This window comes from Desulfobulbaceae bacterium DB1, from assembly GCA_001914235.1.
GTDB lineage: Bacteria > Desulfobacterota > Desulfobulbia > Desulfobulbales > SURF-16 > DB1.
Genome location: MQUF01000014.1, coordinates 237,649 through 260,967 on the forward strand (window position 1 = coordinate 237,649; position 23,319 = coordinate 260,967).

The window sequence follows — 23,319 nt, forward strand, 5'->3', positions numbered from 1 at the left end:
GTGAAGAAGATGCCGCCGGTCCATCAGCCGGTTCTACTGGATGCGGTTATCCGCTATCTGGCGCCCAGGGATGGCGGGCTTTATGTGGACGGCAATCTGGGGCTTGGCGGTCATAGCGGGGCAATCCTTGCGGCCAGCGGTCCCGGCGGCAGGGTGATAGGGTTTGACTGGGATGAAGAGGCCGTTCGCCGGGCCGGCGAAAACCTGGGGGAGTATGGGGCCCGCATTACCATTGTCCGGCGGAATTTTGCCGAAATCCGCGCCGTGCTTGAAGAACAGGGAGAGGCCGGGGTGGACGGTCTGCTCCTTGATCTCGGGCTTTCTTCCATGCAGCTTGATGTCAGCGGCCGGGGGTTTACCTTTCAGGGTTCCGAGCCCCTGGACATGCGCATGGATTGTCGATCGGCGGAAACAGCGGCGGATTTGCTCAACCGAGCCGCCGAAGGGGAGCTGGCCGACATCTTTTTTTATTACGGCGAAGAGCGGCAGGCGCGCCGCATCGCCTCACGGGTGGTTGAGTACCGCAAGCGAACGCCGTTTGCAACCACCGCTCAGCTGGTGGAAATAGTCGAGGATGCGATTCCGCGCCGCTTCCGGCCGAAAAAGATTCATGTGGCGACAAAGGTGTTTCAGGCGCTTCGGATAGCGGTGAACAAGGAGTTGGACAATCTGGAGAAAATTCTGGCCGACCTGGATGAGATCGTCAAACCGGGTGGCCGTGTCTGCATCATTTCCTTTCATTCGCTGGAGGACCGTCTGGTGAAAAATGCCTTTCGCAATAATCCGAAATTGACGACGCTGACCACAAAACCGGTCATGGCTGATGAAAGGGAGTTGCTGGCTAACCCCAGGGCGAGAAGCGCCAGGATGCGGGTGGCTGAAATGATGATGGGGTCGTAGAAAAGGCAGAAGGGGGAGGAGAAATGATAACAGGGTATACGTCACGGTATGGGGTCGCCATCGGCAGAAGAGTTGTCCGGCAAAAAGTAAGCCGGGATGTGGTCTTGAACGGCTGGTTCTGGAAGTTGTGCGGCGGGGTGGTAATCGCCGCCACCCTCATGGCTTTGGTGGGCAGTTGCTGGTTTTCCTGGAGCATAAAACGCGGACTGGGGGACATGGCCGCCGAAATGGTGAGAAAACAGGAACTGCAGAAGCAACACTCTGAGCTGATCGGGCAAAAAAACAAACTTTTTTCCCGCAGTCGCATTGAGGTGGTTGCCGCGAGCAGGCTTGCTCTGTATCCACCGGATGAAAAGGATCTTGGGGGTGGGCTTGTTGTCAGGGTGCCGAGGTAGATGAAAAAAGGCAGAAGCCCCATTCTTGACGGCTGGCGGAAAAGAGGAGAAAAAGACAGGCAGGCGGAAAATAAAAAAAGACTGATCATGCTGGGCGTCATTACCGCGGCAGCAGTAGCTTCCCTGCTGGTCTGGTGGTATTTCAGCCGGGACAATGCGCCTGCTCCCGAAGTGAAGCCGGTGGGCCGGCAGGAAAAGAAGGTCGCCGTGCCGGCCGGGAAGGATGAGGTCAAGCGCAAAACGATTTTCGATCGGAATTATCATGAACTGGCCCTGAGTTTCAATGTCAACTCAATTTATGTCAAGCCGCTGGAATTTGATGATATCGAAAAAACCGTCCTGAAGCTGGCAAGAGCGCTTGATCTTGATGAGCAAAGGGTGCTCACTGAAGTGAAAACCCAACGGAGCTACAAGTGGCTGGTAAAATATATCCCGCCTGAAAAGGCTCGTCAGGTTCGGGAGTTGAAGCTTCCCGGCGTTTATTTTTATGAACAGGAACAACGGTATTATCCGCATCGTCAGGAAACGGCCCATATCATCGGTGAAGTGAAAGACGGGCACGGCCTGTCCGGCATCGAATATTTTTATGACGGCTTGCTGTTCGGCGTTCCGCCGGAGGGCACGGGTGGAAAACAGGGCGCAAAGGGCAAGGATCTGCTTCTTTCCCTTGATGTGAAAATCCAGAAGCTTCTGGAGCAGGAAATGGCCCAACTGCTGGAAAAAATAACGGGGCACGATGGCGAATCGGCGAACAACCGCACCGGGGTGAATTCCCTGCTGATGGACGCGCGGACCGGCGAGGTGCTGGCCTGGAGCAGATTTCCTTCCTTTGTCGACATGGAAGTCTCCGGCGGCGCGATGGACCGGGAAGACAAACTGCTTTCCGGCGTGGTGGAGCCGGGCATGCTGTCCATGATTTTTAAAGTCGGTGCAGCCTTTGAGGAGAACATCTCTCTCGACGGATCGGAACCCGGCGAGGCGGATGAAATCAAACATCTGGTGCCGCGGAAAATGAAAATAGTTCACGGCGGGCCGCTGAAGCCGGAGTGGGTGGAGCTCCCTGATGGCGGATATGTATCGGAGTGGCTGGCCGGTGCTTTGTCCGAGGAGGCTGTCGCAACACTGAGCGATTTTGACGATTATTTTGACGATACGGGGGGATGCACCATTGATTTGCCGGGCAGTAACGGCGGGGAAAAAACCGGAATTTCACATTTGTGTCTGTTTGCCTCGATGCTGAATGGGGGTGACAAAATTGTGCCGCATTTCATGAAGGCATCGATTGCAAATGAGGGGCAGGAGGAAAAATGGCAGGCATCTGCCGGGGAAAATAAGGTCATAGGCGCGGAAGCGAGCCGTGACCTTATTCGTTTTTTGCGTGAATCAATGCCGCGGGGCGCGAACGTACTGACCGCGGAGATGCTGCAGCCGGTGAAAAACGACTCTGCATCGGAGGAGCAGGAGGGAGCAATCGCTTCCATTCCGCATGCGGTTACCCCGATCCCTGGTGCGCAAACACCGGTCAAAGGCGGCAGGATTCCCAAAAGTATCCGCTGTAACGGCGTCGTCCTGGCAGCCGCCCCCGCATCGGTGCCGCAACTTGTCCTGCTGCTGCTTGCCGATGATGCCCGGGTTGATATCGAGGGTTTCTCCCCGTTTAAACAGCATGCAACCATTTTCATGGAAAAGGCGTTGAGGCTCCATATGCAAAGAGAAGGTCGCCGCGCGGTCTCCTTGAAAACGTCACGGGAATCGCTGTTTCAGGAATGGCTCCGCCAGGGGGGGAGGATCGGCGGGGAAGTCAAACCGGCCGAGGACAAAGAAAAGGACGTTATGATTGACCTGCGCGGCATGAGCCTGCGCAAGGCGCTGCAGGAGCTGGATCGCTATCACGTCAAAGTGGTGGTTGAAGGGTCAGGCGCGGTAACACGACAACATCCGCCCAAGGGAAGCAGGGTGCGGAAGGGAAGCGTGGTCGTGTTGCAGGCGGAGTCAAAGTAGGTTGTTCATGGAAAAAACGCTGGGGAAGACACTGGGCACGCTTTGCGAGGCCCTCGGCATATCCTGCCCGAATGGCGCGGATCAGGTCATGATAAGCGGCATTACGGATGATTCCCGCGCTGCCGGGGCGGGAATGCTGTTTGTCGCCGTTGCCGGCATGCGGGTGGACGGTCATCGCTATATCGGAAACGCGTTGGAAAACGGGTGTGCCGCGGTTCTTGTATCGCAGGACATGCGGGAAGACTGGACGGTGCCGATGATTCGAGTGAAGGATACCTCCCAGGCACTTGGCATTCTTGCCGCTGCATTTTATGATTATCCCGGCAGTCGGATGACCATGATCGGAATCACCGGAACAAACGGCAAAACCACCAGCAGCTATCTGCTGGAATCCGTGATCCGGGCAAGCGGCGGCACCCCCGGAGTCATCGGCACCGTTGCCGTGCGTTTCCAGGGGCATGAAACCCCGGCATCGCTCACCACGCCGCAGCCGGTGGAGCTGCAGAAGCTGCTTTGGCGGATGCGGGAAGCCGGGGTCACCCACGTGGTGATGGAGGTTTCTTCCCATGCCCTGGCCCAGCACCGGGTCAACGGCTTGCTTTTTGACGTGGCGCTTTTCACCAACATCAGCAGGGATCATCTCGATTTTCACGGCACCATGGAAAATTATTTCTGCGCCAAGGAAAAGTTGTTTGCCGATTATCTGAAAAATGGCGGGCGCGGGGTGCTTGTTCTGGACAGCGACCCGCAAGCAATGTCGGGTCAGGCGGGCTGGATCGAAAGGTTGACTGATGTGCTGGGGCAATCGGGCCGCAAATGTTATACCTGCGGAATCGGAGCAGGCGACATCGCAGTCGAACAATTTCATTTTGATCTGCAGGGTATAACCGCCCATGTCGCTGCGCCGGCATGGACGCTCGCGGTGAAGAGTCCGCTGGTGGGAGAATTTAATCTCAAAAATATCGTTGGGGTCATCGGTTGCGGAGTGGCCCTTGGTTTTGCGCCGACTGCAATCAGCTCTGGAATCGGCCGGCTTCATGGGGTTCCCGGTCGGCTGGAAAGGGTGGTTGCCGATGAAGGGGATGGACAGGCCGGCAAGGAAGAATTCTCGGTATTTGTTGATTATGCCCATACGCCGGATGCCCTGGAAAAGGTGCTGCAAACCCTGCGGGAACTCAATCCTGCCCGGTTGATCGTCGTCTTCGGCTGCGGCGGGGATCGCGATCGGGGAAAGCGAGCGCTGATGGGGAATGTCGCGGGCCGCATGGCGGATGTGGTGGTGATCACCTCGGACAATCCCCGCAGTGAAGCTCCTGCCGGGATTCTTGAGGAAATAGAAAAAGGGGTGCGCCTGGTCGGTCTGGAGAAGATCGACGCGGCGCGGCTTCTCCAGACCGTCGACCGCAAGGGGTATGATGTTGTCGAGGACCGGGCGGAAGCGATCAGGATTGCCGTATGCGGCGCGTCCAAAGGTGATGTCGTCCTGATAAGCGGCAAGGGACACGAGTGCTATCAGATCATTGGCGACAAAAAGTTTGTTTTTGATGACCGGCAGCAGGCCCGAGAGCAGCTGCGTAAAACCGGAAAAGCAGCATAAGTGAAAAAGGAGAATGGGTCATGGAACTTGGAAGAAGTCCGGAGAAAGAGTTTTGCCGGCATGCAACCGGCCGGTCGATTACAGATTTCGGCTACGGGTTTAATACGATGCAGGATCCGGTCTGGTCATTAAGCCAGGTGTTGATGGCCACGGGAGGGCGGTTTGTTTCCGGCCCGGCCGATGCCAAGTTTCGGGCAATTTCCACCGATAGCCGGACGCTGCAGCCGGGGGATCTTTTTCTTGCATTGTCCGGTGATCGCTTTGACGGGCAGCAGTTCATTCCGGAAGCGATAAAAAAAGGAGCGGCTGGAATTGTTGTCGGGTCGGTTCCTGAAATGGCCGTGCCGGTGCCGGTCATTCTGGTGCCGGACCCACTGCGGGCCCTGGGTGATCTCGCCGCTTACCGCCGGGCGCTGATGGCTAATCTGCAGGTCATTGCCGTAACCGGCAGTTCCGGCAAAACCACGGTTAAGGAGATGTGCGCGTCGATTCTCAAGCAGGAATACAATGTGCTGAAAACCGAAGGCAACCTGAACAATCTCATCGGCATGCCGCTGTCCCTGCTGCGGGTCGATTCCCGCCATGACGTGGCGGTGCTGGAAATGGGGATGAACCGGCCCGGGGAAATTGCCAGGATGACGGAGATAGCCGACCCTGATATCGCCTGCATCATCAATGTCCAGGGCGCGCATCTGGCCGGACTGCGGACCATCAATGGGGTGGCGAGGGCCAAGGGGGAACTCTTCCGGGGCGGCAAGACATGGGCCAAGTTCTGTGTCAATGTCGATGACAAGCATGTGCGTGAGCTGGCCAGGGAATGCCCCCAGGAACAGATCACCTTCGGTTTGACCCGCAAGGCATTTATCCGGGCCACCCACGTCAAGAATCTCGGCGAAGAAGGAATGCTCTTTACCCTGCATGTCGGACAGTGCAAAAACCGCATTCATCTGCACGGCCTCGGCGAGCATAATGTCGGCAATGCGCTGGCCGCGGCAGCCATGGCGCATGCGGCCGGATGCCGCATGGAGCAGATAGTCAACGGACTGATTGCATTCATGCCTTATGACAAACGTCTGCAGGTGGTAAACGTCGGCGGGCTGAAGGTGGTCAATGACTGTTACAACGCCAATCCTTCCTCCATGCTCGCCGCCTTGAACGCGGTGAAGGGGATGAAGAAAAACAGAAAAATTGTTGCCGTGCTGGGTGATATGCTGGAACTGGGCAGCGAGAGCGAAAAGGAGCACCGCCGCTTGGGTGAAACGGTAGCCTGTAAAGGGTTTGATTATCTTTTTGCCATCGGCGAGTTTGCCAGGAAGGTGGTCGAAGGGGCGCTGGATGCACGAATGACCATGAAGCAGGCCCGGCAGTTGGAAAGCAAGGAGGAGATCGTTGATTCCATCGTCAAGCTGATCGCCCTGGGCGAACTGGAAAAAGGAGATTATGTGCTGGTCAAGGGATCACGGGGCATGAGGATGGAAACCATTATCGAGCAGCTCGACAAGAGACTCTAAGCGCGGCAAGCCATGCTTTATCATCTGCTTTATCCTCTTCATACCCTGTTCGGCGGATTTAATGTATTTCGGTACATTACCTTCCGTTGTATCGGCGCTATTGTCACCGGGTTTCTGATTACCATCATCCTCGGACCCCGGTTTATCGCCTTCATGAAGAGCAGGCAGGTCGGACAGGTGGTGCGGGATGACGGGCCGGAATCCCATTTCAGCAAACGCGGGGTACCGACCATGGGTGGATTGCTCATCATCGGTTCGGTAACGATGTCCACCCTGCTGTGGGTTGATCTGACCAATCTGTATGTCTGGTTGATACTGGCGCTGACCCTCTGGTATGCGGCAATAGGCGGCATCGATGACTACCGGAAGATAAAAAAGAAGAACAGCAAGGGGCTGAGCGGCAAGGCGAAAATGGTGCTGCAGATAGCCGGAGCAATGACGGTCGGGGCAATTTTGTTGAATCAGCCGGGTTTTGATACCTCGCTGAGTTTTCCTTTTTTAAAGGACATCCAACCGGAACTTGGCTGGTTTTACCTGCTGTTCATGGTGCTGGTGGTTGCCGGGGCATCCAATGCCGTCAACCTCACCGACGGACTTGACGGTCTGGCCACCGGCCCCACGGTGGTGACAAGCGGCGTCTACCTGCTTTTTTCCTATCTGGCCGGGCATGCGGGGCTGGCTGCTTATCTGCAGATTCCTTTTGTGCACGGAGCAGGCGAAGTGACTGTTTTCTGCGGGGCCCTGGCCGGGGCAAGTCTCGGTTTTCTCTGGTTCAACGCATTTCCCGCCCAGGTCTTCATGGGGGATGTGGGTTCTTTGTCCATCGGCGGCGCCCTCGGTATCGTGGCGGTTATCACCAAGCAGGAAATCTTGCTGGTGCTGGTGGGGGGCGTTTTTGTCATGGAAGCGATTTCCGTCATCCTTCAAGTCGGTTATTTCAAGATTTCCGGCGGCAAAAGGATTTTTCTCATGGCGCCGTTCCATCACCATTTTGAAAAAAAAGGCTGGCAGGAGCCGAAAGTGGTGATCCGCTTTTGGATCATTTCCATCATCCTCGGCCTGATGGCCCTGGCAACCTTGAAGCTCAGGTAACATCGATGGAATTGATAGATAAATTGAAAAAGAATCCGGCCGGTTGCAAGGTTCTGGTGGTCGGTTCGGCAAAATCCGGATTCGCCGCCCTGAAAATGCTGCATAAAATGGGCGCGCGGGTAATGCTCAGTGAAAAGTCGCCGGAAACTTCCCTTGACAGGGAGCTGGTCGATTGGTTGCTGGTCAATAAGGTGCCCTGTGAAACGGGCGGTCATAGCCCGGCGCACTTTCTTGAAGCTGATTTTATCGTGGTCAGCCCCGGAGTGCCGTTGGATATGAAAGAGCTTTGCGCCGCCCGGACGGCGGGCAAGGAGATAATAGGCGAACTGGGGATGGCTGCGGCGTTTCTGCAAATACCGATTGTCGCCGTGACCGGCACCAACGGGAAAACAACCGTTACCCAGTTGATCAACGACTTGCTGGTTTTCGCAGGCCGCAAGGTATTTCTCGGGGGCAACATCGGAACTCCGCTCACCGAATACCTGCTGGGGGAGCAGGATGCAGAGGTGGCGGTGCTGGAGGTGAGCAGTTACCAGCTCGATACGGCGGGAGACTTCAGGCCAGGTGTGGCGCTGTTGTTGAACATCAGTCCGGATCATCTTGACCGGTATGCATCGTACGCTGATTATGCTGCGTCGAAAATGAAAATTTTCATGAATCAGAAGCCGGATGATGCCGCCATTCTCAATGTTGACGATCGGGAAACCTTGCGTAACCTGCCGAATTTTTCCGTGACGGCGGAAAAATTCTGGTTTGGACACAAACTTGACGACGGAAACGGCGCCTGCGCCGGAGCGGAGGAGAATGAGATCGTCCTGCGCGGCACCATGGAGGGGGAAAGATATCGGTTGCCGGAAAGTCTCGGGAAATCGCCGAACAGTGAAAATGCCATGGCAGCGGTGCTTGCCGCCAGGTTGATGGGCTGTTCCCCGGAAATTGTGCAGGAAGGTCTGCTGCGCTTCCAGCGTCCGGCACATCGACTTTACCGGGTGGCGGAAATAAACGGGGTGACCTATATCGACGACTCCAAGGCCACCAATGTCGGGGCGGTGAAATCGGCCCTGGACGGCATGACCCAGCCGGTGATACTTATCGCCGGGGGACGAGATAAGGGTGGTGATTACCGTTATCTTGCCGACAGCATTCGCGCCAGGGTGAAAACAATGGTGCTCATCGGCGAGGCCCGGGAGAAAATGGCGCACTCATTGGCCGGACTGACGGAGATAAAAATGGCGGACAGCCTGCGTGATGCGGTGGAAAAAGCCTGCCGTGCCGCGCAAACCGGTGATGCCGTGCTTCTTTCACCGGCCTGTGCGAGTTTTGATATGTTTAAAAGTTATGCGGACAGGGGGGAAAAATTTCAGCTTGAAGTGAAACGTTTGCATGAACGGAGCTGATTGGTTTGTTTGCATGTTTTTGCAGCTCGGCAGTGGTCGTTTGAGAAATGACCACCGGGACGCAATTGAAAAATGACCGAAGTGTAACTGAAAAATGATGCTGTGTCACTGGGAAGGGGAAAATGGAAAAAATATGCTGTCGCTGCAGGCGAAATGAACGTGAGGGGCGGTGGGTGCCGATCAAGGATGAAAATGAGAAAAATTTTTCATATGGATATTGCCCGAACTGCTACCAGGAAACCATGGCGGAAATAAAAATGGCTTTTGAGTACAGGCTTGAAAAAACAGCCGACTTGCGGATGTGAAAAGAAGCAAACCATGATGGGGCGGAGGGAGATTCGAATTGTTGTCAGCGGCGGAGGAACCGGAGGTCATCTTTTTCCCGGCATAGCGGTGGCCGAAGAGGTCATGGCGCGGTATCCAGGCAGCGAGGTGCTTTTTGTCGGCACCGGACGTCCCACCGATGAACGGGTGCTGGCCGGGAAAAAGTTCACGAAAACCTCAATTCGCTGCGCCGGCTTAAAGGGGAAATCCCTTTGGCAGAAAATGTCGGCAATGGTGCAGCTCCCCCTGGCGACATTTGCCGCGGCACGGCTGATGCGCGCATTCCGGCCGCGGGTAGTGCTGGGCGTGGGAGGATACGTGACCGGTCCGGTGTTGCTGGCGGCAAGACTTCTGGGGGTTCCGACCTGTATTCATGAACAGAATTCTGTTCCCGGCATGGCAAATCGCAAGCTGGGCAGAATGGTTGATCGGGTCTTTCTTTCCATTCCGGGCAGTGAACGATATTTTCCCCCGGAAAAATGCGTATTGACCGGCAACCCGTTGCGGCAAGAATTGATGAGGGCTGCTGCAGCGGCACTTCCGGTAAGAAAAAAGAAAACTTTGCTGGTACTCGGCGGCAGCCTTGGCGCGCATCGGATCAATACCCTGATGGTGGAGGCCATGGAGTTGTTGATGAAGGGCACGATGGAGGGTTTGAAGATTATCCACCAAACCGGGCCGGCGGATGAAATAATGGTTGGCGAGGGCTACAGAGAGAACGGGGTTGAGGCGGAGGTCGCGCCTTTTTTTGACGATATGGCGGGCTTGTACGCCGGGGCCGATCTGGTGGTGTCCCGGGCCGGAGCCACATCGCTTGCCGAAATGACCCTGTTTGGACTGCCCATGATCCTCATTCCCTATCCCTTTGCTGCGGATGATCATCAGCGCAAAAACGGAGAATATCTGGTGCGGGGTGGGGCTGCGCAGCTTTTTGACCAGGATGCGTTGACCCCGGGAAAACTGGCCGATGCCATCGGCAAACTGATCAATGACCCGGAAAAAATGGCCCAAATGGGGCGGGCGGCAAAAAAATTCGCCCGGCCCGATGCGACAGGGGAAATTGTTGCGCAGTGTGTGAACCTCATACAATAAGATGAATGCAAACGCGCCGGTATCGAATCGGCGACTGGGTTAAATAAAACATTGTATAATAAAACGAAACATATTCATTTTGTCGGCATCGGCGGCATCGGTATGAGCGGCATCGCCGAACTGCTCCTGAATCTCGGCTACAAGGTGAGCGGATCCGACCTGCGTGAAACCGACATCACCAGAAGACTGGCTGCTCTCGGCGGCAGGATCCATAAAGGCCATGAAGGGGCATGGGTGGAAAATGCCGATGTGGTGGTTATTTCTTCGGCAGTGAAAGAAGACAATCCGGAGGTGATCGCGGCGCGCGCGGCCTTTATTCCGGTAATCCCCAGGGCGGAAATGCTGGCTGAGCTCATGCGGCTTAAGAAATTCGGTATTGCCGTGGCCGGCAGCCACGGCAAGACATCCACCACCTCCCTGGTCGGCTGGATTCTCGGCCAGGCAGGTTTTGACCCGACGGTGGTGATCGGCGGAAAGGTCAACAGCCTCGGCACCAATGCCAAGCTTGGCGAAGGAGAGTTTCTGGTGGCGGAGGCGGATGAAAGCGACGGTTCTTTTCTCCAGCTTTCGCCGGTGATTGAGGTGGTAACCAACATTGATCTGGAACATCTTGATTTTTATGAAAATATTCATCAAATCAAGCACGTTTTTCTGGAGTTCATCAACAAGATTCCTTTTTATGGAGTGGCCGTGGTCTGTCTTGATGACGACAATATCGCCTCGCTGCTGCCGCATATCAAGAAAAGGGTTATCACCTATGGGTTGACGACTCAGGCGGATTACAGCGGTCGCTTGATCAGGACGGAAGGATTGACCACCCGTTACGAGGTTTGCCGGGGCAGCGAGGTGCTGGGTGAGGTGCGACTGGCATTTCCGGGCAGGCACAATGTGTTGAACAGCATTGCCGCCCTGGCGGTCGGTCTGGAGCTGCAGATTCCCTTTGCCCGAATAGTGGAAGCCCTTGCCTCGTTTTCCGGGGTGCAGCGGCGTCTGCAGATTAAGGGTGACGTCCGGGGAATAACGGTTATTGATGATTACGGCCATCATCCGACGGAAATCAAGGCGACACTGTCCTCCATCCGCGATGCCTGGCCGAGCCGCCGAATTGTCGTCATGTTTCAGCCGCATCGTTATTCGCGCACGCAGGGACTGTTCAAGGAGTTCTGTACCGCCTTTCATGATGCGGATGTGCTTTTTTTGACGGAAATTTATCCTGCCAGTGAAAAGCCCATCCCGGGAGTCACTGCGGAAAGCCTGATGGTCGGGATCAAGGAGCATGGACAACGTCAGGTCTTTTTGGCGGAAAAGATTGATGATGTTGCCGCGTTGGTACTGCCCGTGCTGGAAGAAGGGGATGTCGTGCTCAGCCTGGGAGCCGGTGATATCTGGCAGGCCGGTGAGCAGATTGTCGCCGCATTGTCCTGAGCGGTGATTGTGTTTTGCCGGTGGTTGCCGGGACGGCGTCGGATCAGGCAAATGCAGAGGTCGAAGGCATATGGGTGGAGTAAAGACACGCGGGGTTAATGAAGGCGAAACGACCTCGCCTGCCGGCAATGAAGCAAAAAAACCGGACTGGGCCGACCTGTTCAACGACGGGATAGCTGATTTCTGGAACGGCGAGGTTCACTGGAATGCCTCCATGGCTGCTTACACCACCTTCAAGGTCGGCGGCCCGGCTGAAGCGATTGTTTTTCCCCGGGGGCGCAATGAACTTTCGCTGCTCATTCAGGGTTTGCGAAAAATCAATGTTCCCTGGCATTTGCTTGGCCGCGGCAGTAATGTGCTGGTGGCGGATCAAGGGGTAAAGGGCGTGGTGATTGTCCTTGGTCGTGATTACGGGGCCATTGAGGTGGACCACCAGTATGCGGATGGGGCGCTTGTCCGGGTGGAAGCGGGCTGCGGCCTGGGTCGGCTGGTCAACTGGACGGCGCGGCATGGATTGAGCGGCCTGGAGTTTGCCGTTGGAATTCCCGGCAGCGTCGGCGGTGCGATCGTGATGAATGCCGGGGCGTGGCAAAAAGAAATGAAAGATGTTCTCGCCCTGGTGACGGTGATGAACGGCAGGGGGTGCTGCTCGGTGAAAAAAACCGAAGAAATGCACTTCGCCTACCGGACATGGGGAGAAAAAAAAGGAATAATAGCCCTGGAAGGCTATTTTCGCCTGCAGTCGGATGATCCGGAAACAATACGGGGCAGGTGCGTGCATTACCAGGAATTGCGCAAGGAGCGGCAGCCGCACATGGTGGCAAGCGGCGGTTCGTTTTTTAAAAATCCGTGCAAGGGTAAATCCGCCGGGCAGCTGATTGATGAGGCGGGGCTGAAAGGTGTGTCGGTGGGTGCGGCCATGGTCTCGCCGGTTCATGCCAATTTCATTGTCAACACCGGCGGGGCGACGGCCGGCGAAATCGTGCTGCTGATGGAGCTTGTGCAGGCGAAGGTGAAAGAACAATCCGGTGTGTGGCTTGAGCCGGAAGTCAGAATGCTGGGCATGGAATGCGTCATGCCTTCTTTACGCTCTCTTGCTGTGGAAGAATGATGCCATGAAAAGAACAAAAAGAGGATTGCAGGTACAGCGGGCCGGGGAAAAAAGCTGGTCCGGGGAGCATCTGCTGAAAACGGCGGGTGTTGGCTTGGGCGTGGTTTGTGTCGTTGTCGTCTTTCTTTTTGCCGCATACCAGGGCCTCAGCCGGACTGTTTTTTTTCAGATCGAAGAGGTGAAGGTTTCCGGCTGTGAACGAATGACGGCAACCCAGATTCTTGCCTGCACAGGGCTTGACGTGCAGACGAATTTGTGGGCAATACGAACCGGTCGCATCCGGAAGCAGCTTGAAGAGCAGGACTGGATTGGAAAAGCCGAGGTCGCGAGAAACTGGCCGAACAAGGTGTCTGTCGTCATCAAGGAGCGGGTGGCCGTTGCCCTGGTAAGCAAGAAAGCAGGGCTTTTCTATGTTGACGGCAACGGCGAGGTGTTTGCCGAGGCGACGCCCGAGGATGACCATGATTTTCCGGTTATAACCGGCCTGGAAAAATGGGAAGGGGAAAATAACGGGCAGGAAAGGCTGCGGGAGGCGTTGCAGTTTATTTTTCTGGCCGGCAACGGCTCGGTGACGCTGCCGAAACAAAATATTTCGGAGATTCACGTGACGCCGGAAGGGGGACTCGTTCTTTTCATGGCGGACAACGCCTTCCCGATATGGCTCGGCAGCGGGGAGATGAAAAAGAAATATAGTCAATTAACCCGTGTGCTTTCCTGGATCTATCGGAAAAATCAATTTGAGCAGGCCACGTTTATTGATTTGAATTACATGGCGGGCATTGATTCTGAAGAGAAAAAACAAAACCGGGTGCTCGTTCGTTTTGCTGAATCCTGAATCGCTCGATTTGGGAGAAGATAAGGCTGCGTTTTGAGGAACAATATGGCGAATCAGGAAAGAGGGGAATTGGTTGTCGGTCTCGATATCGGCACGACGAAAATCTGTGCCGTTGTCGGTGAGGTGCTCGATAATCAGGTTGATATAATCGGCGTCGGCACGCACCCTTCCGTCGGGCTGCGCAAAGGGGTCGTCGTCAATATTGAAAGCACGGTCAATTCCATTAAAAAAGCGGTGGCGGAAGCGGAAATGATGGCCGGGTGCAATATCTCGTCCGTTTATGTGGGAATTGCCGGCAGTCACGTCACCGGAGTTAACAGTGACGGCGTCATTGCCGTGAAGAATCGGGAGATTCGCCAGGAAGAAATCGATAAGGTGGTTGAAAACGCCAAGGCGATTCCCCTGGGACAGGATCAGGAGGTCATTCATGTTCTGCCCCAGGAATTCAAGGTGGACGGACAGGGAGGCATTCAGGATCCCCTGGGGATGACCGGGGTGCGGTTGGAGGCGAAGGTGCATATCGTCACCGGTTCGGTGACCGCCGTGCACAATATCATCAAGTGCTGCAATCGGGCGGGACTGGAAGTCGATGATGTCGTGCTGGAACCCATTGCCTCGGCTGAAGCGGTGCTGACCCCGGAAGAAAAAGAGCTGGGCGTGGCATTGATTGATATCGGAGGAGGAACATCGGATCTGGCGGTGTTTGCGGAAAATTGCATTCAGCGCACCTATGTGCTCGGCATCGGCGGGCACAATCTGACCAATGATCTGTCCATCGGACTGCGGACGCCTTTAAAGGCCGCGGAAAAGTTGAAGGAAAATTACGGCTGTGCCGTTTCTTCCATGATCGATAAAGATCAGGCGATCGAAGTGCCCAGTGTCGGGGGCAGGAAATCGCGCAAGCTGTCCCAACGGGTAATGGGCGAAATACTGGAGCCCCGGGTGGAGGAGATGCTCAGTCTGATCAACCACGAACTGGTCAATTCCGGCACCAAGCATATGGTGAACGCCGGGCTTGTCCTGACCGGCGGCACGGCAATGCTGACCCATATTTCCGATCTTGCTGAACAGATATTCGACCTGGCGGTCCGCATCGGCTATCCGCGCAATATCGGCGGAGTGACTGATGTGGTCAACACGCCGCAATGCGCCACCGGGGTCGGTCTGGTGATATACGGCATGAAGTGCGAGAACGAAAGAGGCATCAGGGATCGTGGTACAAAGGGGATAGGCGGGCTGGCCAGAAAAATTAAAGGTCTTTTCGGAAAAATAATATAGAGATGTTAGTGGTTTAGTTGTATCATGGATGATGTCTCTTTTTAGGGGTGGCAATGTTGGGCGGCATAAGTGAGAAGGGGGTCGGTATGGAGTTCAAAATGGCGGAAGAATCATCGCGGGCCAAGATTAAGGTCTTCGGCATTGGCGGCGGCGGGGGAAACGCCGTGAACACCATGGTTGAAAGCAAACTTCAGGGTGTTGAATTTATTGCCGCGAATACGGATTTGCAGGCATTGGAACATTCCAAGGCGGATATCAAACTGCAGCTCGGTCCCACGGTCAGCAAAGGCCTGGGCGCAGGGGCGAAACCGGAGAAAGGCCGGGAATCCGCGGAAGAGAGTCTCGATGCCATCCGCAGCTGCTTGAAAGGTTGTGACATGGTGTTCATCACCGCCGGACTTGGCGGCGGCACCGGCACCGGCGCTGCACCCATTGTGGCCAAGATGAGCAAGGAGCTGGGCGCGCTGACCGTGGCGGTCGTAACCAAGCCCTTTGTTTTCGAGGGCAAGGCGCGGATGAAAAATGCCGAGGCCGGCTGGGAGCAGCTGAAAAAACATGTGGACACCATTATCACCATTCCCAATGACCGTATTCTTTCCCTGACCCAGAAAAACACCAAATTTCTCGACGGCATGAAAATGGCCGACAATGTGCTGGTGCAGGCGGTCAAGGGGATCACCGATCTCATCAACCTGCCCGGCTATATCAACCCTGATTTCGCCGATGTGCGCACGGTGATGAACGAAATGGGTCCGGCGCTGATGGGGGCCGGGGTAAGCGTGGGTGAAAACCGGGCGATTGAGGCGGTCAATATGGCCATAGCCAGCCCGTTGCTGCAGGACATCAGTATTGACGGGGCCAAGGGTGTGCTGGTGAATATTTCCGCCAGGGAGGATACCTTGACCATGGCGGAAGTGACCGAGGCCACCAGCAAGATTTATGAAGAAGTGCATGATGATGCCAACATCATCCTGGGCGTCATTTTTGATGATTCCCTGGGCGATGAGCTGCGGGTGACCGTGGTTGCCACCGGTATCCGGGTGGAAGAGGAGCTTGAACCCCTGCCGGAAAAAGTGACCCAACTGGTGAAAAAACCGGAGGTCAAACCGGTGAACGGCAAATTCTCCTTTGTCAACGAGGAAAAGCTTCCTCAGACGGTAAACGGTTTTATGTCCCAGGAGCCCAAAAAAAAATCCTATAAGATCAACATATTCGACGAGGATGAACTGGACGAGCCGACATTCATGCGCCGCAACGAAAATTAACCGTTTTTTTGTCGGTGAAGAGATGACGTCGAAGTCTTTTCAGGTGAACACAACACACAGCTTGTAGAGATTTGCATGAGAGGCTATAGCCCGTCAGTCCACGAAACCGGCACCATTCGCAAAAAGTGGACGGGAAGGCTGCCGGTCGCGCTTCTCTTTCCCAATGTTTACAGGCTGGGCATGTCGAATCTGGGCATGCAGCTTGTCTACCGTCTTGTCAATGAGCATCCCGCCATTGTCTGCGAACGGATCTTTCTGCCGGAGGGAGCAGCTGCTCCCCGGTCAATCGAATCTTCCCGTCCCGTATCCGATTTTCCCGTTATTCTCTGCGCACTCAGTTTTGAGCAGGATTATGTCAATCTCATCCGGCTGCTTGTCAAAGGCGGCATTGCACCGTTGGCTGCGGCTCGGGACAGCGCGGGCGGAATTGAACCGGGAAATCCGCTGGTTATTGCCGGTGGTGTCGCAACCTTCATCAACCCCGAACCCCTGGCCCCCTTTATCGATATGTTTGTGCTCGGCGAGGCCGAACCGGTGCTGGGCGCGGTGCTGGAAAGGCTGCTTGTCGCTCGGGACAAAGGTTTTGCCGGTCGGGAAGAGTTGCTTGTTGATATGGCGAAAAATGTCGGGAACTGTTACGTCCCGCGTTTCTATGAGATGATTTCCGGCAATGACGGGCGACTCGCCTCAATTTCCGTTCGGCATAATGTCCCGTTTCCGGTGCGCAAGGCCACGTTATCGGATTGCGGAACAGCAGGGCACTCCCAGTTGCTGACGCCGGACACGGAATTTTCCGATCTTTTTCTCATTGAACTGGGACGCGGCTGCAGCCGGGGCTGCCGTTTTTGCGCCGCGGGATTTGTTTACCGTCCGCCGAGGCTGTGGGATGTCGAGGCCATAACCGCGGCCCTGGCTGAAAAAGGCGATGAGGTACAGAGGGTCGGACTGCTCGGCATGGAAATGGCCCGGCCGCATGAGCTGGCCCGACTTGCCGAGACATTGATCGGTTCCTCCTGTTCTCTTTCCTTTTCCTCGCTGCGAGCGGACGCCCTGGGCCCGGAACTTGTTTCACTGTTGCGGGCAAGCGGTTTGAAAACAGCGGCCATCGCCCCGGACGGCGGCTCGGAACGGCTGCGGCGGGTTATCAACAAAGGGCTTGCCGAGGAAGACGTGCTCCGTGCCGCCGAGCTTTTGGTGGGGGCGGGGGTGACCAATTTAAAGCTTTATTTTATGGTGGGTCTGCCCACGGAAACGGATGAGGATCTCGAAGAGCTTGTTGATTTCACCTTCAGGATCCGCGAGCGAATCGGCGGGGTGGGCAGGGCGAGGGGGCTGCTTGCCGCCCTGACGGTGAGTCTCAACTGTTTTGTGCCCAAGGCCTGGACCCCTTTTCAATACGCACAATTTGCCGGTGTTCCCGCATTGAAGAAAAAAATTCAGTACCTGCGCGGCCGTTTCTCGGGTCAGTCAAATCTCCATTTGAATGTCGACAAGCCGGACAACGCTTTTTTTCAGGCGGTGCTGGCTCGTGGTGACAGAAGGGTGGGAGGCTTGCTCCTGCATTTGGCTGCGTCGGAGAAAAACTGGCGCCAACTTTTCCGGCTGCATGGTGTTGACGCGGAGGAGTATACCCGGTCCCGGCAGCGCGATGAGGTTTTTCCGTGGGACGTGGTTGATCACGGGGTCAGGCGGGACTACCTGTGGGCTGAATATCAAAGGGCGCTCGTTGCAAAAAAGACGGCTGCCTGTGATACCGTCAAATGCAGACGTTGCGGAGTGTGTCATGGTAAATAATACGGACGGCGACATGGTCAACCTGAAGCCGTTCCGGCTGGTGAAGTTTTTCTCCTTTACCAGTCTGGGGGTGATTCTTGTCACCTCGTTGGTGCTTTCTTTTGTTATTTCAAATTATGCCAAAAATGTTCTGCTTGAGCGCAGTAAGGCATATACCATGGTTTTGGCGGAAAATATCGGGCATCAGGTTTTTCAGCAGTTTGTGCTGCCCCTTGCCTTGCAGAACCGTCAGATCGCCGTGGAAGATCCCCGGCAGTTTCAACAGCTCGACCGGGTGGTCCGCAGTGCCACCCATGGGATGAACATTCATTCCGTCACCATTTTTTCCAAAAAGGAAAATCAGATTTCCTACAGCACCATCAGCGAACTTGTCGGCAAGAAAGGTGTCGGCCAGCAGGAGTACCAGCGGGCACTCAATGGGGAAAGCATCTCGGCGCTCAAAATAAAAGGCCCTCTTTTTAATTTCCTGTGGGGGTCGGACAAAACCGCATGCCAGTTGCGAACCTTTATTCCCCTGCGGAAGGAAAAACCGTTCAGCCCCACCAGGGATGTCATGGGGGTCATCGAGATCGTTCAAGACCTGACCGATGAGGTCGAGGATCTGATCCAGTTGCAGTTGACGATTATTTTGACTTCTTTTGTTATCATGGGCGGACTCTTTCTGGCCCTGCGTTTTATCGTTGCCAGGGCTGATCGTATCATCGAGGCCAGGGCCGACGAGCGAAGCAGGCTGGAAGTCAAGCTGAATCATGCGGAACGGTTGGCGTCGCTTGGCAAGATGGTGGCATCGGTTTCCCATGAGATAAAAAATCCACTGGGCATTATCAGGAGCACGGCGGAGATCCTGGGGAAAAGGCTCGGCAAAATAGCGCCGGAAAACGGACATCTGGCGGATATCATTGTTCAGGAAACAAGTCGGCTGGATCGCATTGTCCGTGAATTTTTGGACTTCGCCCGTCCCCAGCAGCCCCTTTTAAAGGAAATGAACATCAACGAGGTGCTGCTCAGGGTGTTGGATTTCATGGCGCAGGAGTTCCGGAGTCTGGATATTGAGGTCCAGGCGAATTACGGGGAGGATCTGCCGAAAATTCAGGGAGACTTTGATCTGCTGTACCAGGCGTTTCTCAATATCCTGGTCAACGCGGTCCAGGCAATGGAGGAAGGGGGGGCGATATTTATCACCAGCTGCCTGGCCCCTGAGAAGAAAAGAGTCGTGGTAACAGTCGCCGACACGGGATCGGGCATGTCCGCCGAGATGATTGCCCAGATTTTCACTCCGTTTTATACGAAGAAAAACAGGGGGACCGGTTTAGGGCTCGCCATTGTTAAAAATATCATTGACGGCCATCATGGGAAAATTTCCGTGGTGAGCGAGGAGGGGCAGGGAACGGAATTCGTCATTGAATTTCCCTTCTGAGTTGTTTCAGCCGGGAGCATGTGGTACCTTTTTGAACATTCAATGTCCGCTGGTCGTCATCTTAAAACAAAAGGAGGAGAAATGCTTGCCAGGGACCTGGCCCAATTCATCAGTCAAAACAGAGAAACTGTAGCCGCGCTTTTTGACCGTTATCGCAAAAGCGGCAAAACCCTTTTCCTTCATTCCGATTTGTGGGACGAATGCAAAGTTTTTTGTCGGGAGTATTGTGCCGGCGAATACCTTGATTCCCCTCTGGCGGAAATGATTTCCAAGACCCAGGAGGCCACCGTGGTCCACCCGTGGTTTTGTTTTGAGGTGCGGCCCCGTGTCGCCCATTGGCAATATTTCCGTTTCCATCTTGAAACCCTGGACGTAAACGAGATCACCATCGCAGAATTTCTCCGCGTCAAGGAGAGTGTTGTCGGCTGTCACAGCGGAGACTGGCAGCTGGAAATCGATCTGGGGCCATTTGAGCGGAATTTCCCGAAAATGAGCCAGACACGCTCCATCGGCCGCGGCGTTGAGTACCTGAATCGGCGATTAAGCGGCAGGCTTTCGCATGATCTGACCAGGGGGGATGAGCTGATTTTGTCCTTTCTGCGGGTGCACAGCCACCAGGGCGTTCCCTTCATGATCAGCAATCAGATAAACAGTGTCGAATCCCTGCAGAATTCTCTTCGACTGGCCATGGAGCATCTTGAAAAATTCGGTGAAGAGACGCCATGGTCCGAACTCGCTGGTTTTTTAGGTAAAATAGGCTTTGAACCGGGCTGGGGAAGAACGGGAAAACGAATTGCCGAAAATTTCAGTCTGCTGGCCGACATACTGGAAGCACCGGATTATCGGGCCATTGAAAAATTCTTCAGCCGCATTCCCATGATTTTCAATATCGTTATTCTCTCGCCCCACGGCTATTTCGGGCAGGAAAACGTGTTGGGCCTGCCGGATACCGGCGGACAAGTGGTCTATATCCTCGATCAGGTCAGGGCTCTGGAGAAGGAGATGCGCCGACGGATCCATGAGCAGGGACTTGATGTGATTCCCCGCATTCTCATTGTTACCCGATTGATTCCCGAGGCGGGTGAAACCACCTGTGATCAGCGGGTGGAAAAGGTTTTTGGCACGGAAAACGTGCACATTCTTCGCGTTCCTTTCCGCAGCGCGACAGGCCAAGTGATTCCGCACTGGATTTCCCGTTTTGAAATCTGGCCGTTTCTCGAACGCTTTGCCGCTGATGTGAAGGAAGAAATAATATCGGAGCTCGGTTGTCGTCCTGATCTGATTATCGGCAACTATTCGGACGGCAATCTGGTGGCCTATCTTCTTTCTCATGCCCTGGGGGTCACCCAGTGTAATATCGCCCATGCCTTGGAGAAGACCAAATATCTCTTTTCAGCTCTCTACTGGCGGGACATGGAGGAAAAATATCATTTTTCCTGTCAGTTTACCGCCGACCTCATTGCCATGAATGCGGCTGACTTCATCATAACCAGCACCTATCAGGAAATAGCCGGAAGTGAAGCGATCGTAGGCCAGTATGAAAGTTATGCCACCTTTACCATGCCCGGCCTCTATCGGGTGATTGACGGTATTGATGTTTTTGATCCCAAGTTCAACATCGTTTCGCCCGGCGCGGATGAGGATGTCTATTTTCCCTATTTTGATGAAGAGCGACGCCATGGCCACCTGCATGATGAGATCAGTGAGCTTTTGTTTGGAGGGGCGGACAGACCGGATGGGCGGGGCATGCTGGCGGACCCGGAAAAGCCGTTACTGTTCACCATGGCCCGACTGGATAAAATCAAAAATCTGACCGGACTTGTTGCGTGGTATGGCGAAAGTGAGCGGCTGCGCAGCCAGGCAAATCTGCTGGTGGTCGGTGGGGCAATAGATCCCGCCCTGTCATCCGACCATGAAGAGCAGGCGCAGATCCGATTGATGCACGATCTTTTTGACCGGTATGGTCTTGACAATCAGGTGCGCTGGCTCGGGGTGCGTCTGGAAAAGAACCTGTCCGGCGAAATTTACCGCTATATCGCCGATCGCCGCGGTGCATTTGTGCAGCCTGCTTTTTTCGAGGCCTTCGGGTTGACGGTGATCGAGTCCATGGCCTCGGGGCTGCCCACCTTTGCCACTCGATATGGCGGGCCGCTGGAAATTATCGAAAACGGGGTCTCCGGGTTTCATATCGATCCGAACCATGGCGAACGGGCGGCGGAAATCATTGCCGAATTTTTTGAACAATGCGAAACCGATGAGGCATATTGGCATGCCCTCTCCCAGGGAGCGATAAACCGGGTGCAGGCGAAATATACCTGGGCGCGTTATGCAAACCGGCTGGTGTCGCTCTCCTGTATCTACGGGTTCTGGAAGTTCGCCACCAATCTGGAGCGGCAGGAAACCGGAAGATATCTTGAAATGTTTTATAACCTGCAATTCAAAAGGCAGGCGGCGACCCTCGGCGTCCCCTAAAACACTTCCTGCGTCTCATTGAAAGGCAAAGAGAACACACTGATCCCGGATATGGAAATCTTCCGGGCGACTGCTTTTGCTCAGAGTGTTCTCCAGTGCCGTGGGAAAGGAAAGGGTTTTGTTTAGCAGCCACAACTCTTGCTCGAACAGGTGCCTTCGCAACTTCCGCCGGAATGGGGAAGGGGTCGTTCGGAGGAAAGGGAAAAGCCACCGCCGGCACCTGTCCCGCAACCGCATCCGGAACGGGAAGGCTCAATGAAGTCGATTTTGACCTTTCCGCACATGTCGGTCAGGTCGCTGCGGATGAGAATTCGCAGCGAGCCTATTTCCGTGACACTGTCGCCTTCCTTCTGCTCGTCCAGAGAAAGCCCCAGTGATGGTCCGGAACAACCGTTCATGGCAAAAACGCGCACCGCTGAATCAATGTTGTTTTCTGTCAGGTATTGTTTTATCTTTTTTTCTGCAACAGCTGTCAGTTCGATCATGTTTTCTCCTTGGTAGGTAAAAATAGAAAAGAAAAGGCCGGACATGCGGAGCGGCGACATTGCAACGTACAACCCATGTCCGACCTTCATCCCTGGTTATATTTCCTTGGGCTCGGGGACGTCATTGCCATGACATTCCGTGCAGTTGTTCTGGGCGGTAATGCCGTATTCCGCTGATTGCGAACCGTGTTCCGCTTCGTACGTTCCGTCCGCCCATTTGTTGAGCAGAACCACGGTGTGATATGCAACATCCGCCGCAACCCGGGCGCAGCGGTCTTTTCGTTCCGGACTCTTGAGGGACACCCCTTCTTTCTTCATCCATTTTCCAACTGACACATGGCAAAGCGGCGAGTCGCTGATATTGGTGCTTTTGAAGGTGGCCTTGGGATTTGCCGGTTTGTATATCGGCAGTTCGGTGTCGCCATACCAGGCGATGACATCGTTTAAAATTGCTTCGCCTTCCTTGCCGGCGGCGAAACTGGTGACAATTCCCGCGCCGTTCAGGGTGCCGCAGAGAGTGCCCCAGCCAACCGCGCCGCCGTGGCCCCAGATAAAAGCCTCGGCCGGCAGATGCTGGTAAGCGCCGCCGACTTTTTCTCGAAGCTGGTCGACGATGGCGGCGGTAACCGCGTAACAGCAGTAATGCTTGTACCAGTTTTCATAGGCCAGATCGGCCGTTTTCCGAGGGTCAAGTTTGACATATCCCCAAGGAGTCTGCTTCGGCGCATCAGCGGCGCCGGCTCTGTTGAGCAACCCGCCACCGGCTGAGAGAAGAGCGGCGCCGACCGCGATTTTCCCGGTTTCAGCCAAAAGATTTCTCCGGCTCACATTGACTTCATTTGACTGATTGTTTTCTTTCTTCATTTCATGATCTCCTGTGACAGGTTAACGGTTTCTCCCGCATCATGGGCGGAAGGGCTTGAAGCAG

At 55.0% G+C, this 23,319-nt stretch carries 19 protein-coding genes; 17 read left to right on the forward strand and 2 right to left on the reverse strand.

Translation table 11 applies throughout. The features are described from left to right. The first annotated feature begins 9 nt into the window (after positions 1 to 9). The 17 genes from BM485_12775 (at position 10) to BM485_12855 (ending at position 21,906) form a co-directional block, all read left to right on the forward strand. Positions 10 to 900, forward strand: a complete 891-nt coding sequence (locus BM485_12775; protein ID OKY74707.1) for a 16S rRNA (cytosine(1402)-N(4))-methyltransferase — start codon at positions 10 to 12, stop codon at positions 898 to 900. 23 nt (positions 901 to 923) lie between these two features. Continuing rightward, positions 924 to 1,295: a hypothetical protein gene (locus tag BM485_12780; GenBank protein OKY74708.1), complete on the forward strand. Its 372-nt coding sequence runs from the start codon at positions 924 to 926 to the stop codon at positions 1,293 to 1,295. Further along, positions 1,296 to 3,296, forward strand: coding sequence for a hypothetical protein (locus tag BM485_12785; protein ID OKY74709.1), 2,001 nt, complete (start codon positions 1,296 to 1,298; stop codon positions 3,294 to 3,296). 7 nt (positions 3,297 to 3,303) lie between these two features. After that, positions 3,304 to 4,893 (forward strand): UDP-N-acetylmuramoyl-L-alanyl-D-glutamate--2,6-diaminopimelate ligase, encoded by a 1,590-nt coding sequence (locus tag BM485_12790; GenBank protein ID OKY74801.1) that lies wholly within the window; start codon positions 3,304 to 3,306, stop codon positions 4,891 to 4,893. Between the two features lie 107 nt (positions 4,894 to 5,000). Beyond that, entirely contained in the window at positions 5,001 to 6,404 is a 1,404-nt protein-coding gene (locus BM485_12795) for a UDP-N-acetylmuramoylalanyl-D-glutamate--2,6-diaminopimelate ligase (protein OKY74802.1), read from the forward strand. 12 nt (positions 6,405 to 6,416) lie between these two features. Then, positions 6,417 to 7,496: a phospho-N-acetylmuramoyl-pentapeptide-transferase gene (locus BM485_12800; GenBank protein OKY74710.1), complete on the forward strand. Its 1,080-nt coding sequence runs from the start codon at positions 6,417 to 6,419 to the stop codon at positions 7,494 to 7,496. Positions 7,497 to 7,501: 5 nt separating this feature from the next. Continuing rightward, positions 7,502 to 8,893: a UDP-N-acetylmuramoylalanine--D-glutamate ligase gene (locus tag BM485_12805; protein ID OKY74711.1), complete on the forward strand. Its 1,392-nt coding sequence runs from the start codon at positions 7,502 to 7,504 to the stop codon at positions 8,891 to 8,893. A gap of 122 nt (positions 8,894 to 9,015) precedes the next feature. Continuing rightward, a complete protein-coding gene (locus BM485_12810; protein ID OKY74712.1) occupies positions 9,016 to 9,198 on the forward strand; it encodes a hypothetical protein in 183 nt (60 codons plus the stop codon). Positions 9,199 to 9,211: 13 nt separating this feature from the next. After that, entirely contained in the window at positions 9,212 to 10,309 is a 1,098-nt protein-coding gene (locus BM485_12815; GenBank protein ID OKY74713.1) for an undecaprenyldiphospho-muramoylpentapeptide beta-N-acetylglucosaminyltransferase, read from the forward strand. A 51-nt stretch (positions 10,310 to 10,360) separates the two neighbouring features. Next, positions 10,361 to 11,734, forward strand: a complete 1,374-nt coding sequence (locus tag BM485_12820; protein OKY74714.1) for a UDP-N-acetylmuramate--L-alanine ligase — start codon at positions 10,361 to 10,363, stop codon at positions 11,732 to 11,734. A 157-nt stretch (positions 11,735 to 11,891) separates the two neighbouring features. Then, positions 11,892 to 12,845 (forward strand): UDP-N-acetylenolpyruvoylglucosamine reductase, encoded by a 954-nt coding sequence (locus BM485_12825; GenBank protein ID OKY74803.1) that lies wholly within the window; start codon positions 11,892 to 11,894, stop codon positions 12,843 to 12,845. 4 nt (positions 12,846 to 12,849) lie between these two features. Further along, positions 12,850 to 13,680, forward strand: coding sequence for a hypothetical protein (locus tag BM485_12830; GenBank protein OKY74715.1), 831 nt, complete (start codon positions 12,850 to 12,852; stop codon positions 13,678 to 13,680). A gap of 45 nt (positions 13,681 to 13,725) precedes the next feature. Then, entirely contained in the window at positions 13,726 to 14,958 is a 1,233-nt protein-coding gene (locus tag BM485_12835; GenBank protein ID OKY74716.1) for a cell division protein FtsA, read from the forward strand. A gap of 86 nt (positions 14,959 to 15,044) precedes the next feature. Then, positions 15,045 to 16,223, forward strand: a complete 1,179-nt coding sequence (locus BM485_12840; GenBank protein OKY74717.1) for a cell division protein FtsZ — start codon at positions 15,045 to 15,047, stop codon at positions 16,221 to 16,223. Positions 16,224 to 16,298: 75 nt separating this feature from the next. Beyond that, positions 16,299 to 18,017 carry a hypothetical protein gene (locus BM485_12845; protein OKY74718.1) on the forward strand — a complete coding sequence of 573 codons (1,719 nt, stop codon included), beginning with the start codon at positions 16,299 to 16,301 and terminating at the stop codon, positions 18,015 to 18,017. Beyond that, entirely contained in the window at positions 18,007 to 19,434 is a 1,428-nt protein-coding gene (locus BM485_12850) for a hypothetical protein (GenBank protein OKY74719.1), read from the forward strand. Before BM485_12845 ends, BM485_12850 begins: the two co-directional genes overlap by 11 nt. Positions 19,435 to 19,515: 81 nt before the next feature. Further along, positions 19,516 to 21,906 carry a sucrose synthase gene (locus tag BM485_12855; protein OKY74720.1) on the forward strand — a complete coding sequence of 797 codons (2,391 nt, stop codon included), beginning with the start codon at positions 19,516 to 19,518 and terminating at the stop codon, positions 21,904 to 21,906. Positions 21,907 to 22,028: 122 nt separating this feature from the next. Here BM485_12855 and BM485_12860 read toward each other — a convergent pair whose 3' ends face one another. Further along, positions 22,029 to 22,391 (reverse strand): hypothetical protein, encoded by a 363-nt coding sequence (locus BM485_12860; protein ID OKY74804.1) that lies wholly within the window; start codon positions 22,389 to 22,391, stop codon positions 22,029 to 22,031. 96 nt (positions 22,392 to 22,487) lie between these two features. After that, positions 22,488 to 23,255, reverse strand: coding sequence for a hypothetical protein (locus BM485_12865; GenBank protein OKY74721.1), 768 nt, complete (start codon positions 23,253 to 23,255; stop codon positions 22,488 to 22,490). Positions 23,256 to 23,319: the final 64 nt, after the last annotated feature.